9 protein-coding genes are annotated in these 16,082 nt (G+C 33.8%); 1 reads left to right on the top strand and 8 read right to left on the bottom strand.

All coding sequences use genetic code 11. The features are described from left to right. Positions 1 to 29 precede the first annotated feature (29 nt). From J2S15_RS04565 to J2S15_RS04580, 4 genes are read right to left on the bottom strand one after another with little or no spacing between them, the layout of a single operon-like run. The gene (locus J2S15_RS04565; RefSeq protein ID WP_307405872.1) at positions 30 to 1,496 is read right to left on the bottom strand and encodes an FGGY-family carbohydrate kinase; all 1,467 of its coding nucleotides are present in this window, start codon (positions 1,494 to 1,496) and stop codon (positions 30 to 32) included. Further along, positions 1,496 to 2,428, bottom strand: a complete 933-nt coding sequence (locus J2S15_RS04570; RefSeq protein ID WP_307405874.1) for a transketolase family protein — start codon at positions 2,426 to 2,428, stop codon at positions 1,496 to 1,498. Before J2S15_RS04570 ends, J2S15_RS04565 begins: the two co-directional genes overlap by 1 nt. Further along, complete coding sequence (locus tag J2S15_RS04575) at positions 2,421 to 3,248, bottom strand: transketolase (protein WP_307405876.1); 828 nt, start codon at positions 3,246 to 3,248, stop codon at positions 2,421 to 2,423. The genes J2S15_RS04570 and J2S15_RS04575 overlap by 8 nt, the downstream gene beginning before the upstream one ends. Positions 3,249 to 3,253: 5 nt before the next feature. Then, positions 3,254 to 4,588 (bottom strand): PTS sugar transporter subunit IIC, encoded by a 1,335-nt coding sequence (locus J2S15_RS04580; protein ID WP_307405878.1) that lies wholly within the window; start codon positions 4,586 to 4,588, stop codon positions 3,254 to 3,256. 341 nt (positions 4,589 to 4,929) lie between these two features. Here J2S15_RS04580 and J2S15_RS04585 point away from each other — a divergent pair, with 341 nt between their 5' ends. Further along, the gene (locus J2S15_RS04585) at positions 4,930 to 5,784 is read left to right on the top strand and encodes an alpha/beta hydrolase (RefSeq protein ID WP_307405880.1); all 855 of its coding nucleotides are present in this window, start codon (positions 4,930 to 4,932) and stop codon (positions 5,782 to 5,784) included. A 31-nt stretch (positions 5,785 to 5,815) separates the two neighbouring features. Here J2S15_RS04585 and J2S15_RS04590 read toward each other — a convergent pair whose 3' ends face one another. The 4 genes from J2S15_RS04590 to J2S15_RS04605 form a co-directional block, all read right to left on the bottom strand. Beyond that, on the bottom strand, positions 5,816 to 6,826 hold the full coding sequence (locus J2S15_RS04590; protein WP_307405881.1) for a LacI family DNA-binding transcriptional regulator: 1,011 nt from the start codon (positions 6,824 to 6,826) through the stop codon (positions 5,816 to 5,818). 140 nt (positions 6,827 to 6,966) lie between these two features. Then, positions 6,967 to 14,391 carry an immunoglobulin-like domain-containing protein gene (locus J2S15_RS04595; protein ID WP_307405883.1) on the bottom strand — a complete coding sequence of 2,475 codons (7,425 nt, stop codon included), beginning with the start codon at positions 14,389 to 14,391 and terminating at the stop codon, positions 6,967 to 6,969. Positions 14,392 to 14,462: 71 nt separating this feature from the next. Further along, entirely contained in the window at positions 14,463 to 15,632 is a 1,170-nt protein-coding gene (locus J2S15_RS04600; RefSeq protein ID WP_307405885.1) for a hypothetical protein, read from the bottom strand. Continuing rightward, positions 15,625 to 16,038, bottom strand: a complete 414-nt coding sequence (locus tag J2S15_RS04605; protein WP_307405887.1) for a hypothetical protein — start codon at positions 16,036 to 16,038, stop codon at positions 15,625 to 15,627. The genes J2S15_RS04600 and J2S15_RS04605 overlap by 8 nt, the downstream gene beginning before the upstream one ends. Positions 16,039 to 16,082 lie beyond the last annotated feature (44 nt).

Consider the following 16,082-nt stretch of genomic DNA (forward strand, 5'->3'; position numbering starts at 1 on the left):
TCCTTCCGTATTGTTTCAATCAATTACAATCAGTGTTTCACTGAATACACTGTTGTCTCAATTGCATTTTTCCATGTATTAATTTTTTCTTTTCTTACTTTCTCATCCATTGAAGGAGTAAATATAAGCTCTTCTTTATGCATATTTTGTAGTTCACTTTTAGTTTTTAATCCCAAGCCAATCATTGCTATACAATAGGAACCTAAAGCACTTAATAACATTCCTTTATTAATAACCACTTCACTTTCACACAAGTCTGCTATTAACTGCATTAAGCAAGGATTTTGAATTCCCCCACCATCAATATGAATTGTAGGTACTGAGGTCTTCACCAAGTCCTTTAGTTCTTCAATCGCATCATAAATTTGAAATGCAATTGATTCTACTCCTGCGCAGATAATATTATATTTATTAGTATCACGTGATATTCCCTGAATACTTGCTTTTGCATCTGCCAGCCAATATGGATTTCCTAATCCAACAAATGCTGGAACAACACTTACTCCATTTGCATCATAGGTTTCGCATATTTCATTTAACTCGCAATCGTCTTCAAACAATCCAAGTTGATCTCGCATCCAATTTAATGTATCTGTACTACTGTGAATAATTGCTTCACTTGCATAAACACTTTCGCTTTTTAAACTCCAAGCTAGTGTATTCACTATACCAGTCGCTTTCTTTAATACATTCTCTCCTGTATTCATAAGTACACTTGATCCAGTCCCAATGGTTGCTTTTGTCTGTCCAACTTCAAAACAATGCTGTGCAAACAAAGAGGCTTGCGAGTCACCAATTACACCAATAATTGGTATTTCTTTCAGTTGTCCATTTAATGTAGTATAACCAAAAATTTCATCACTACTCTTTATCTCTGGTAATATTTCCTTGGAAACTCCAAATATATCTAATAATTCTAAATCCCAGTCTTTTTCTTTTAAATTATATAGCAGAGTTCGTGATGCATTTGTATGATCACAAACATGATTCTTTTTATTTGTCAGATTATAAATCAGCCAACTTTCGATTGTTCCAAACATGTGATTTTCTGGTTTAAGATTATACTTGTCAAATATCCATTTTATTTTTGTAGCACTAAAATATGGATCTACTTTTAATCCTGTTTTGGCAGTAATAGTTTCTTCTTTTTCTTTTAGTTGTTCACAAAGATCACTTGTTCTTCTGCATTGCCATACAATTGCATTATGAACTGGTTTTGCATTATGGGTTTCCCACACAACTGTTGTTTCTCTTTGATTTGTGATTGATAAAGCAATGATATGGTCTTTCACTTCTTTATTTCTATTTAATAGTTCTTCCAGTGACTTATACACATTGTTCATGATTTCGTTTGCATCACGTTCCACCCATCCTTTTTGAGGATAAATCTGTTTATGTTTTATCGATACGGTATCCACAATTTTTCCATTTGCATCAATCATCATCGCTTTCGTTGCAGTAGTACTTTGATCAATTGTTAGTATATACTGTTTCATTATCCTAATAATTGTTTCGCTTCAGAAATTACATTTTCAATATTCAGTCCATAATAATCAAATAGTTCTTTACTATTTCCTGACATTGTAATTTCATCTGGAATTCCTAATATTTTCATTTTCGCTGGACAATGTTGTGTAACTGTAGCTGCAACCAAAGAACCAAGTCCACCATTCACACTATGCTCTTCCATAGTGATGATTGCTTTTGTTTCTTTTGCAGCCTTAATAACTGCAGCTTCGTCAAATGGTTTAATTGTATGAATATTTAGTACTCTGGTACTAATTCCAAGTGCTTCCAGTTCTTTTGCACTATCAATTGCAATACTAACCATTTCTCCAGTTGCCACAATCGTCAAATCACTACCATCTTTCATCATTGATGCTTTACCGATTTCAAAATCAAACGCTTCACTTTCATGAATCTGTTCAACTGGATTTCTGCCTACACGAATATAAGTTGGAATATCATCATGTATAATTTGCCTTATCATTTTTCTTGTTTCATATCCATCTGCTGGAACTAAAATACGTAAGTTTGGAATTGCATTTAACACTGCCAAATCCTGTAAGGAATGATGACTCATCCCAAGTGCTCCATAGCTTACTCCTGCACTAATACCAATCAATTTTACGTTGGTATTTGAATAGGCAACATCAACTTTAATCTGTTCAATACTTCTCATTGTAAGAAAACTTGCAGGTGATGCAACAAACACTTTTTTTCCTGAATGGGCAAGTCCTGCTGCCACTCCTACCAGATTTTGTTCGGCGATTCCTAGTTCTACTGTACGCTGTGGATATTTATCAGCGAATTCTCCTAAAGATGCAGATCCTCGAGAATCACTGACTGCAATACAGATATCTTTATCATGTAGTGCTTCTTCAACCAAACAGTCACATATTACTTTTCGGTTTGCTATTTTACTCATTGTTATCTGCTCCTTCAACCTCTTTGATCGCTTGTTTATATTGTTCTTCATCCATAACCCCATGATGCCATTTTGCATTGTTTTCCATAAAAGAAACACCTTTTCCTTTAATTGTATCTGCAATAATGACAATTGGTTTTCCTGTTATTGCCTTTGCTTCATCAAAAACTTGAATTAAGTCTTTATAATTATGTCCATTTACACTTATTACATGAAATCCAAATGCTGACCATTTATCATGAAGTTGTTCAAGTGACATTACATCTTCAGTAGCACCACTAATCTGTAATCCATTACGATCAATAATCGCTACAAGATTGTCCAATTTATAATGAGAAGCAGCCATCGCTGCTTCCCAGATTGAACCTTCTGCTAATTCTCCATCACCCATAAGTACATAGGTGTAATATGGTTTTTCATCTTGTTTTGCTGCTATTGCCATTCCAACTGCAACCGATAATCCATGTCCAAGAGCACCCGTATTCATTTCAATACCTGAAATTTTATTATTTGGATGTCCAATATATTTAGACTTGAACTGTGAAAAACTTTTTAAATCTTCTTTAGGAAAATAGCCTCGAATTGATAATGTACAAAATAAACTTTCCGCAATATGTCCTTTACTTAATACAAATCGATCTCTTGTATCATTGTCAGGATTACTTGGATCAACATTCATTACATGATTGTATAGAACATTCAATATATCTGTACTAGATAGAGAGCCTCCTACATGTCCTGCACTTGATGCATAACATGTATCCAATACTGCTCTTCTTATCTCTTTTGCATTCGTTTCTAAGAGTTCAATATTTTTCATTCTATTTATGCTTCTCCTCTTACTCCTACTGTTTCAACTACAACCTCTTCTTCAATTACTGTTTCTTCTTCAACTGCATCCTCTTCAATCACAGCTTTTTTATCTAGCATTTTAAAGAACGGGAAGTAAACAAGTACTCCTACTCCAATACAAATTACTTGCAGTAATGAAATCATCCATCCTCCAGCTATAAATCCATTAGCTAAAATTGGGAAACCAAATGGAACTTGAACTCCTGACAAATGAGGGAAAATTCCTGATGCGATTGCTAAGTATGCAACTAATGTTTGAATAATTGGTACAGTAATAAATGGGATTGCCATTATTGGATTTAAAATCATTGGTAAACCAAATACGATTGGTTCATTGATGGTAAAACACCCAGGTACAATACCAAGTTTTGCCAATGTTTTGTGCTTTTTACTTTTTCCAAAAATCAGCATTACAATTAATAGTGACAGCGTTCCACCTGCTCCACCGATTCCTGAGAATAGACTATAAAATGTATTTCCTAAAATATTCGGTAAATCTGAATTTGCTACTCCAGCTGCAACTGCATCCATGTTTGCAACATCCATTGGTAAATATAATGCTGTAATGAATCCACCAACAACAAGTGATCCATGAAGTCCAAAGAACCACAATACCATTTGCATAAGGACAATAAATACTAATGACCAAACACTTCCTGATAAGTTTGTTAATGGTGCTGAAATAATAGCGTATACAAAGTCTGAGAAAGATCCCCAACTAGTTAATCCAAATAATAATGCGACAATGATTGCGATTACTCCTGTAAGAATTGCTGGGAATAAACCTGCAAATGTATTACTTACTACAGGAGGTACACTATCTGGCATTTTAATTGTTAATTTCATATCAATAAATAAACAGTATAAACGTGCAAATACTAATCCACAAATCATTGCTGTAAACAATCCTTGTGCCCCTAACATTGTCATGTTTAATGTGCTTCCATTTTCAGTAGCAACCATTGGTGTTAAGATAAAGAAACTCATTAATGCAACTAATCCACCATTGACTCCTTCTTTACCGAAGTTAACTGCCAAGCGATATCCAATTAGAAATGCTGCATAGACTGCAATAATCCCAACTGTTAATGTGTAGGCAGTCATTAAATATGGTGTTAACCCAATTGAAGCAAGTGCTTCACTTATAAAATCTACAGGCAACACTGCAAGAAGCAATGCAACTGAACCTATCATCATTATTGGTAAGGTTCCCATTAGTCCATTTGATATTGACATCAAATATTTGTTTGTTTGAACTTTTGATGCAAAAGTCATTACCTTTTCCATCATTTGATCTTTGTTCTTCATAATTTTCTCCTTTAATTTTATTTGTTATGTAATCCTAGAATGAAGTTTAATTCTTTTGTGCACAGAACTTCATGAAACCCCTTTCTCAACCAAAGTATATAAAAAGAAAAGTACGAAATCAACAAAATAACAAAACTTTTTCTTTTATTTGCTAAATATTTACTAAATTATTTATTTTTTGTTATTTTTAAGCGCTTTTTTCATACTAAATATAATAAATAATTTCTATTATGAATTATATTTAGTAAATATTTAGTTGTTTTGTTTGTTTTTTATTGACTACATTTTGTTTTTCCATTACTTTAAGATTAAATAAGATAAAATTTAATGGAGGATTTAAAATGATTACAAAAACTATAAAATTAAATGAAACTGCATCCTTTGATACCTATCTGCTAAACAATTCTAAAGAATACAATGTAGATAAAAAAAGACCACTTGTTATTGTCTGCCCTGGTGGAGGATATGCGTTTACAAGTGATCGAGAAGCAGAACCAATTGCCTTAAAATTTAATAGTGTAGGTATGCATAGCTTAGTTTTATGGTATACCGTGTATGACCAAGTAAAGAACGTTCCTAGAAACGCTTTGATTGAGCTGGCACAAACGATTAAATATGCAAGAGAACACGCTGAGGAATGGTTTATTGACCCTGATAAGATTATCGTTTGTGGATTCTCTGCTGGTGGACATCTTACCTTACAGATTGCGACTCGTTGGCATGAGGAATGGTTAGCAAAAGAAGTAGGAGCAACCAGTGATCAATTAAAAGTAAACTTAGCAATCCCTTGCTATCCTGGAGCTGTGCCTACCCGCTTTGAAAAAGGTGATTATGGTTTTGCACACCAGTTAATTGAAAATCCTAATACTGCGAATGAGCGCATGTATGGTAATGACAATCCCAGTGATGAAGAAGTGGATGAATACAACATCTTGCTTCATGTAAGTGAAAACACTCCACCTATGTTTGTATGGCATACTTATGAAGATGTGTTGGTAGATGTATCTAATTCACTTCAATTAGGTTGTAAATTAAGAGAATTCAACATTCCTTTTGAAATGCATATCTTTGAAAAGGGAGAGCATGGCTTAGCTTTATGCGATCGTACAACCGCACGTAAACCAAGTCATCATAATAAACATGTAATTCACTGGTTCACTCTATGTGAAGAGTGGTTAAGTAATTATATAGATTAAAAAAGCAAATGATGTTAGCCATTTGCTTTTCTTATCTATTTAAGTTTTCTACACTTTCTCGTTTTACAATATCAGTACCAATTAATATTTTTAGTTTTGACTGATCCTGATCGCCAATAATTTCTACTAAACGATTAATCGTCTTTCTTCCTAAATCAATTTTATTTACTCGCACTGTAGTTAGTGGTGGATTGCAATATTCACAAATTGGCAAATCATCAAATCCAACAATAGATGATTTAATTTTCAGCTCACGAAATGCTTTTAAAGCACCCAGTGCTATATTGTCATTCACTGCAAAGAATGCTGTTGGTAGTTCACTGCCCTCTGCTATCATTGCCTTAAGATAGTCAATCATATCATTATAGGCTCCCTCAGGATTTGGCTCTACAAGCGCTTCAAACTCTTGATACACTGATAACTGATGATTAATAAGTGCTTGTTGGTATCCAAGTTTTCTTTCTCTAAAGTTATTAATTTGATAAATAGAATTAATCAATCCAATTTTTTCATGTCCATTCTGAATCAAATGTTCCACAATTTCATAAGCTCCATCCGTATTATTGATAGCTACAAAATCAAATTCTTGATTTCTAAAGGCAGCATCCACAATAACCAAAGGAATATTAATATGACGGAAAACATCTAAGTCTGTTTGTTCCATCTCGGTTCCAAGAATCACCATTCCATCTACTAAATCATACTTCAGTATTTCATCCAGCAATGATTTCTCCTTGTTATCAATTGAAATATGTGTGATTAATAACTCATATCCCAACAAACTACTTTGTGTTTCAATCCCACGAATAAGTTCTGAGAAAAATGGAGTATCATCAACTACATGTGCTTCTTTATTTAAAACAACAAATCGTAAAGTGTGTGTTTCTCCACCACTTTTCTTGAAATATCCCATTTCATGAGCAATCTTTAGAATTTCATCACGTTTTTCTTTTCCTATTCCTTTTCTATTATTTAAAGCATTGGATACAGTCCCACTAGAGACCCCAGCTTTTTTCGCAATATCTGAAACTTTTATTTTCATCTCATCACCTCGACTATTAAATTATATCAACTATTATTTAGTAAGGCTATTAATTTAGTGAAATATTACATAATTACTAAATTTATTTTTCGTTCATTTAGTAGCAAAAAGGATAGATTTCTCTATCCTCTTAGTATAAATTATTTGAATACTCTCTTCTTTTGCATTACAATAAATCCACCACTTACAAGCAATACTAACATTAAGAACATAATGTTCGTAGTATCTCCTGTTTTTACAACATCACTATTATTGTTTATCGATGTTGTAGGTGCTATTGATGGTTTACCATCTCCTGATACTGTAACTTTGATTGTAACTGAATTCGTTACTTTTTCACCACTAGTGGCAATATGTTCAGCAGTGAAAGTAAGGTCATAAACTCCACCTTTGCTTGAACCGTTTCTAATTACTTCTAGTTGATCTCCATCAACATAAACATTTAATGTTACAAATCTAGTAGTTGCTGTCTCATCTGCTTTTAATAAGTATGCTTGAGCATTTGCTTTCGCAATTGCAGTTGTTTCATCAATACTCTTCGATTCATTATATGTTAAATCAAAGTCTGTAGCACTAATTGCTAATTCATCTCCATCAGGTGTTGTTACTACTGGTGGCGTACCTGTTCCTTGAACTGATACTTTTACACGTTTTGTTGTTTCTTTATCATCTTTTACTACTTTAAATGTTAAGTCATAAATTCCACCTGTTGTACTTGCTGCATTAATTGCAGCCAATTCTTGCGCATATGCTGTCACATCAGCTGTTACATCTGTATAAGTGACAACTCCATTAGAATCTGTTTCTTTATATACTGCAAATACTTTTCCATGTCCTGAATCTTTTGCAATTGCCTCTGTTAATGATTTCGCATCTTTATTCGCAACTTCAAAGCCTTCAGCGTAAATTGCTACAGTTCCTGTTTTATCCCAGATAATTCCTCTAGGTGTAACTGCTACATCTACTGTAATACTATCTGTCTTACCATCTGCGTTCGTTACACTATATGTTACTTTGTAGATTCCCACTTTACTGAAATCAGTTGTTCCATCCGGCCCAGAATCCACTGTTACTTTGATATCAGAACTTAAGTCTACACTTACTGGTGCACTTCCTGCTCCATCACTTGCTTTCAAGTAACTTGCTGTTGCTGCACTTTCTACCTGACTTAAGATTGTTGCATCATCACTTAAGTATTCTTGTGCGCTTGCTTCAATCTCAACTAATCCATGTACTTTCACTGTTCTTGTCTTTGTCTGTGTGTTTCCAAAGCGATCAGTGATTTCATATGTTACTTCATATGTTCCTGGTGTTGTATACTTTCCATCCGTTACTGGTATGTTGTGTGTTACTACTGTAGTTGTTAATGCTCTTGTTGTTAGAATTGGAATGTTCGTATTCGTTGCATCCTCTGCACTTACTCCATGTAACACATCAAAGCTATCTCCTACATAGTGCTCACAGTCATCTGCTGTAATCGTTGGTTTGATTAATGTTGCACTTATTGTCACATCTACTGTAATCGTTGCTGTCTTTCCATTATCTTCTGCTGTGAAGGTTAGAGGTTTTGTATCTCCCTCTAATCCCACTGCATTGATATCTGTTAAGTCACTTGCTGTTGCTTCAATCGTCGTGATAGGTGTTTCATCTTTTAATAGATATGCACTTACACTTCCATTGCTTTGTGCACTTGTGTCATCTAGTGTAGCAGCATCAGTATTCGCTATTGTAAATTCTTTTGCTTTTATTACGATTCCATCATTCTCTTGAATTTCAGTTCCTTCTACCACAACTAGGATTTCTTTGGTGATACTTCCACTTGCTCCTGTTGCAGTAAATGTAAGTCTGAATTCTCCACCTTTGGCAGTTACATTTTTGATATCACTTACATCTGCACTTGTAATATTTGTAAGTGTATCTACACCAGTGATGTTTCCATCTGTTCTTGTGTACTCATATGCTTTCACATTTGCTTTCGTTATTGCATCTGCTTTGGTTAATGCTTTTGCTTCATCTTGTGTAAGAACGATATTATCTGCTCTTATTGCTAGGTCATTTTCTACTTTTGTAGTGTCATCTAGAATTAAGACATTTACTTCTTTGGTTGCTGTCTTTCCATCTGCATTTGTAACTGTATACTCCACTACATACGTTCCTACTTTACTATAGTCAGAACTTGGTCCACTTTTGATTGCATTTGTGATTCCTGTTACTGCTGTAGCCATTGGTGCAATTCCTACTGTATCGTCTGCCTTTAAGTAACTTGCAGTTGCTGCTCCATCTACTTGTGCAGCGATTGTAGCATCACTTAAGTAATATGTTTGCACTGGTACTGTGATTTCAGGTAATCCATTCACTTTTACTTTTCTAGTTTCTGTTGAATCATTCCCAAATTGGTCAGTTACTTTAATACTTACTTCATACGTTCCTGCTGTTGTAAACTTATCGCTAGCATTTGGGATGCTATGAGTTACTACTGTATTCTTATTTGGATTTTCTGTTTTTAATGTAATTGGTGTTGTAGTTGCATCTTCTGCAGTTACATCATGCAATACATCAAATGTATCTCCTACATAATGTTCACAATCATTTGCAGTTATTGTTGGTCCTGTTAGTGTTGGACTTACTACCACACTTACTGTAATATCTGCTGTTTTACTTCCACTTGTTGCAGTAAAAGTTAAGTCTTTCGTAGCACCTGCTAATCCAACCGCATTGATGGCAGCTAGGTCTGTAGTACTTGCTTCAATATTGATGATAGGTGTTTCATCTTTTAATAGATATGCACTTACATTTCCATTACCACTACTTTGAGCAATTGCATCCGTTAATCCAATTGCATCTGTATTTGCAATTGTGAATCCTTTTGCTTTCACTACGATTCCATTATCTTCTTGAATCTCAGTCCCTTCCACTACAACCAGGATTTCTTTTGTGATTGTCCCACTTGCTCCCGTTGCAGTGAATGTAAGTCTGAATTCTCCACCTTTCGCAGTTACATTTTTAATATCAGTTACATCTGCACTTGTGATGCTTGTAAGTGTATCTACACCTGTGATGTTTCCATCTGTTCTTGTGTATTCATATGCCTTCACATCTGCTTTCGTTATTGCATTTGCTTTTGTGAATGCTTTTGCTTCGTCTTGAGTTAATACAATATTATCCGCTCTAATAGCTAAGTCATTTTCTACTTTTGTATTCTCATCTGTGATTAACACAGTTGTTTCTTTTGTCGCTACTTTGCTGTCTGGATTCGTAACACTGTATTCAATTTTATAAGTACCTACTTTACTGAAATCAGTTGTACTTGGTCCACTCTTAATTGAATAAGTAATTCCTGTAATAGGAGTATCTGTTGGAGCAGTTCCTACTGTATCACTTGCTTTTAGATAACTGGCACTCACTACTGATGAACTTTTTATTTGGGTATCAATCGTAGTATCACCTAATGCATAGGTTTGAACACTTGTAGTGATTGATGGTAACCCATTTACTTTTACTACTCTATTTTGAGTTTTCGTATTTCCATAGGTATCTGTTATCCTATACTCTACATTGTAGGTTCCTTCTGTAGATAATGTACCTAATGCCATTGGTACTGTACTAGTATCCCACTCCACGTTCTTATCAGGATCACTTGACTCAAGTGTTATCGCATCTCCATTATCATCAATGGCAGTTACTTCAGTACCTAACCAGTTAATCACATCACCTTTGTATGCATTGATGGTTGGTAAGGTTACTGTTGGTGCAGTTGATGTATTTACTTTTACTTCAACTACTTCACTCTTCGTCTGTCCATAAATATCTTTAATTGTAAGTCTTATTTCTACTGTTTGTGTTCCTGTTGTTTTACTTACTCCAGTTACATTTACAGTTTTATTAGTAGTGTTGCTTAACGTGACATAAGCAGAATCTGATGAATTCACTAATTCCCAAGTATATGCACTTGTAGGATTCTTAATACTTTCCCAGAACTCTGGTTCAATTTTGGTTGGTGTAATATTAATGTTTTCTCCAACTTTTACCACTTGCGTATCACTTGGAACAGTCAATTTCAAATCAACTGGAGGATTATATTCCAAAAATCCACAACCAATTGTTTTTGCGACTGGTTTGGTTGCATCAATACCTAATACCCAACCTCTGTATGTATCGCCTGGATTAGGAATATTATTGGCAACAATTGCATCGCTATTGATTCCTTCACTACCAACACTAGTATTATTAACTGTATATTGATAAGTGGAACCTGTTTTCTCTACAAACTCTACAGCATAGGTTCCATATCCCATACCAGTTGTATAGTCAAACAAGTACACTCCACTTGTATCTGTAGTTACACTTACTTGATTTCCATCTTTCATTACTTTTTCATATACATTAGTAACTTCATTCAATTTCCATAATCTTACTTCGTGATTATCTACTGGAGTATCTCCATCTTCTGTTTTGTATAAACCATCTCCATCATTATCAATAAAGACAGTTCCACCAACTTCTGCAATTACTAATTCCGTTCCTGCTTTGGTACCAGGTAGTGTTCCTGTGAACGTTGCACTAACTACATCATAAACAGGATTATACACATTCTTCGTACCAATCTTATTCCCACTAGTAGCCGTAGCGAATGTTTCATTTACATTTAAAGGAACTTTAAACGTTACTTCTGCACCTACTGCCAGTGGTGAAGTTGCTTCTATTTTTACCATATTTACATCTGCATAATCGGATGGATATTCAGTATAGTTTGCTGTTGTACTATAGTTTGATGCAGATGCATTTGTGGCATAAGAAATCTTAAAACCTGGTTCTCCAGTGATAGCACCTGTTAATTTCATATCCCAATTGAAGTCTTCACTTTGGAATACACTTCCAAAATTCTGACCTGTTTTAGGAATCGGAACATAAGCAACATAACTAGATGCTTCTGAAGGTGAGTTATTTGTAATCTTTACTGTATAGTCTGCATCAGTACCTGGAGTGAAATAAGCTAATGTATTAGAATCACCTTCTACATAAGGATCCTTTGGTTCTTCTCCTGAAAGTGATAGAAAAGTTTCAACTAGCACACTTTTATTCTCTACTAAAGTAAATTGTTTATGCGCTGTAGTAAGAATCAAATCAGTTTCATCACTATTCCCATTTAAATCATAAATATCAGTTGCAGGGAAGGTCGCTCCACCAGTATCAGGCACAGCTTTTATATCTGGATTTCCTAACCCTATCATCTCTCTAGCATTAAAGTTTCCTTGCGCTTTTACATCTGTATTTACATTATATGAGAACGTTATTGTTTTCGATTTTCTATCTTCTCCAAAATAACTACCAATAACTGTATCAGAAGAAGTTTTAACAGTATATATTGTTTCGCCAATAGAATTTTGATGTGGTGTAATTGTATATCCACTTAACACTACACCATCCTGATCCACAAGTTTTAAAGTATCTAATGCTATATTCATCCCTTCTGGTTGTCTAAAATAAAACTCTGGAGATTGAATTGCTGTTGTTGTTCCATAATTATAACTATGAATCTCAAATTTACCTGACACATTAAAGGTATTTCCAGCAACAATTTGAGTAATTTCTTGGCCTTCAGTATTTTTAAACACTGCCGTTGAGTTGCTTGCTGTTGTTTTAGTAGTTCCTGCTACATTTCTGACTATAGAACTTTTTGTAGATTTTGTTGCTACTTCATCATTTTCATCATAGATGCTAACTTCAACAGTCGCTTGAGTACTACCACTTGCCATCTTTCCATATGTAGTTATACTTGTATAATTTAATGTAGAACTATTAATACCTGCTTGATACCCTGCTTTAAATGATCCAACCCAGGCTTTCACTTCTGTGAAGTATTCATCATCTGCTAAACCGATCTTATTTCCATCCAGTCTCTTCATATAAGAAACTGTGGTCATCGCATTAATCTCCGACTCTGATAGGTCTCTCCATGAACTATCCAGATTTGTTTTATATTGAACTTTTGTAATTTTATTCCCTGATATTGAAGCATCAAAAGGAACTTGAACCGATTTCACTAACCAATCCGAACCTATTTTCACATTAAAAACTTGGTCAGTTTTTGTTCCTGCTGTTGCATTTGTTACAAAAAAGAATGGTCCATATTTATAGTTATCTTCTACTTCTGAATCTGAATATCCCCCACTACCTTTTACTGTTATCTCCATCTGATTAACTGAACTATCTACAACATTTACGGAATACTTCGAAGGTAGAGTCGACGTTACAGCAGTACCATCATATTGCTTATATTCAACATAATCACAAGCTGGAACCTCATATGTATCAACTGCAGCACCTTCTGGAACTTTATATCGGACTCGATATGTATTTCCTAATTGCAAACCTGGTACAGTTACAACTACTCTTGAATTCTCTGGCTCATGTACAAGACTAGTATATCCTGCTAACCCAGAAAAACTAACATACTCCATTCCTTCAGGATAGTATATATAATATACTGCATCTTTAATATATCTAGTACGAACATCATATAAATCCGAGTTCCATATTAGAGTTACACGATTATAATTTGTATATCCATACACAGTTTCGCTCGCTGTTGAAGCAAGTGTTTCTTTTGTGGATCCTGCTGTAGAATAAACACTCAACGCCCCGCTACCAATTGCCGTTCCTACAGCATTAATTGATTGTTCAGTAGAGCCAATGTTTGTTCCATTCATTTCAACATCTGCAGTCATTTTTTGTTTCAAAGTTATTGCACCATAATATTTTTTAGGGTCTACACGAACTTTAAAATATAAGGTTGCTTTTTTTGTTCCTGCCGCAAACTCATATGTTACTTTTCCATACGTACTAGATGCAGCATCTGTAGTTGGCAACCCAACTGATGTAATTGCTGTATAAAGTGGATCAGATGAATCAATACCTGCAATAACATTTGTATTCACACCAGTTGTATCATAAGTTCCTGCAACTGGTATCTGAATATATTCCATACCATCTGGTAATACAAATTCTAGTTTCTTTCCTAAAGAAGTATTATCATTTCCAAAATCAACACTTACAGCAACTTCCTTAATAGTGGCATTGTTCCAACTCAATCCATCATAATCTGGAATATCAATTGAAGCACCACCATCAGTTGCAGTAGTTCTTAAAGAAAGACCATATTTCTTACTTGAATCAGTTATTTCCATTTCTTGCTTTTCTTCCAAGACTTCTGATTCGAATCCATCTACAATTATTTCTTTTTCATAACTGTATTCTTCATCATCTTCACTATATACAATATTAAATTTAAACGTATTATTTTCATTTACTGTATATGTACCTTTTAATCCTAAACTAATCCCTTGTGGATCAGTAATATCCAGAATTGTATATTTCTCATTGATGTTTTCCACATCAAAAGAAATAACAGCTTCTGTTTTTTCTTCATTGTAAGTTACTTTCTCTTCTATACTAAATTCTTCACTTGCTAGTATATTAGTCGCTTGAATAAACGTACCAATACAAGTGAATGATAGTGTAAAAGCTAACGCAACTTTCCAAAATGCACTTAGTTTTCTTTTCATCTGCTTGCCCTCCAATTATTGCATTTAAATTAGAATATCTTTCAATTCTCATACCCTAGACTTTGCAATTATCAAAAGAGTTTGGAATTTCTTATTTTTTTTATTGCAATAACCATAAAGAACAATCCTAAAAGAATTAAACCAACTGGTAACATATTTTCTTTTATTTCTTTATCAATAGTAATCGTACGAACTTCATATTCATTTGCTGATGTCGATTTTCCTTTATCACCATAAAGAACATCATAATTTGATTTTTTTATTACCTCTTTTTCTTCTATATTTAATTTCTGTTCATTAATTGAAATACTATATTTTGATTTTATTTCAGAATCTTTAAATATTGCATACACATCTGTATCTCTTGTTATTTCTGATAAATCTTTATCCCATTTCAGAAAACCATCTTTACTTTCAATCGATGGCCACCCGTTTGCATTACTTCCATAAGTTACTATTTCTGTACCTACCAACTCATCTTCATCAAAATATCGAACTGTGTATTTATCAACTTCATATATTGCATAATAATCTTTAGAACTTACTGCAATATTAGAAGTTAAATAATTCCCTGTCCCATCTTTTTTCTCATTGAATCCCAGAAATGTATAATGTTCTTTCGATACTGTTGGAATTTTAAATTGTTCCTGATCTTTTACTTTCATCGTTTCAATAAGAGAATCACCATCATAAAAATTAATCATATAATTATTTTGAAAAGAAAATTGAGAATAAAATGCATGCTCCGTAACATACATATCTGGACCTCGATTAACGGAAGATGATTGAATCGTCAAATCAGTACTTACCTTATTTGAATAAGAGCCTATACTTTTCATTTCAATTGATATTTCTATGTTCTTATCACTTAATCTCAAACTATTGCCACCATCAATAAAACTATAATATTCACTTTCACTACATATCTTTCCATTTATCTTAAGTACTCCAGAATAATAAGAGAAATACTCCAACCCTTCTTTCTTCTGTACTTGTACCTTTGCATCAACATTTCCCGATTCATTCTTTATCTGATAATCAATTCTTATTGTAGAACCATATGGGACAACACCAGAGCCAAGTGTTCTTTGTAACGATAGTTCTTTACCTGTCTCAACCCAATGGGCTTGTGAGGTATATGACAACGAAAAAGAAGTAGAAGCTGCCTCTACTTTGTTGAATGATTGCACAGAAATTATGGAAACTATAATTAGGAGTATTCTTATACATCGTTTAATCATTGGAATCTCCAACTTCCTCTGTGATTTTTACTTCATATACTTTTTCATTTTGTAAGTCATCATATAAATGGAAATTTACAACTCCTGTAAATTCACCTTCAATCTTATGTGACTGAGGTAACTCATATGTCTGCTCATTAATTTCAATATATGACTTTTCATAATCAATAACTGATTGATTATCCACTAAATCAAAGCTTAATAAGTCCTCTTCATAACTGACCGATTTCAACTCAGGTCCTTCTTTATCAATATTACTGATTACTAAGTCATCTTTAAAGTTGTCTACTTCTATACTATACGTTCCATTACTATCTGCTACAAATGTTAGAATATTCTCTCCTTGCAAAGCTGTTATTTCTTTGCCATTCTTGCTTACCTTATAACTTTTTGGTTTTGTTTCCAAATGAACTGTAACTTCAATTGGTTGATTTGTTGGTGAATTATAAT

Origin of the sequence: Breznakia pachnodae (assembly GCF_030814225.1) — a bacterium.
Classification (GTDB): Bacteria; Bacillota_I; Bacilli_A; order Erysipelotrichales; family Erysipelotrichaceae; genus Breznakia; species Breznakia pachnodae.

What these genes read in the sequence shown, in the direction of transcription:
- J2S15_RS04600 (WP_307405885.1), bottom strand. Translation starts at nt 15,632, where the DNA reads ATGATTAAACGATGTATAAGAATACTCCTAATTATAGTTTCCATAATT.
- J2S15_RS04580 (WP_307405878.1), bottom strand. Translation starts at nt 4,588, where the DNA reads ATGAAGAACAAAGATCAAATGATGGAAAAGGTAATGACTTTTGCATCA.
- J2S15_RS04595 (WP_307405883.1), bottom strand. Translation starts at nt 14,391, where the DNA reads ATGAAAAGAAAACTAAGTGCATTTTGGAAAGTTGCGTTAGCTTTTACA.
- J2S15_RS04585 (WP_307405880.1), top strand. Translation starts at nt 4,930, where the DNA reads ATGATTACAAAAACTATAAAATTAAATGAAACTGCATCCTTTGATACC.
- J2S15_RS04570 (WP_307405874.1), bottom strand. Translation starts at nt 2,428, where the DNA reads ATGAGTAAAATAGCAAACCGAAAAGTAATATGTGACTGTTTGGTTGAA.
- J2S15_RS04575 (WP_307405876.1), bottom strand. Translation starts at nt 3,248, where the DNA reads ATGAAAAATATTGAACTCTTAGAAACGAATGCAAAAGAGATAAGAAGA.
- J2S15_RS04590 (WP_307405881.1), bottom strand. Translation starts at nt 6,826, where the DNA reads ATGAAAATAAAAGTTTCAGATATTGCGAAAAAAGCTGGGGTCTCTAGT.
- J2S15_RS04565 (WP_307405872.1), bottom strand. Translation starts at nt 1,496, where the DNA reads ATGAAACAGTATATACTAACAATTGATCAAAGTACTACTGCAACGAAA.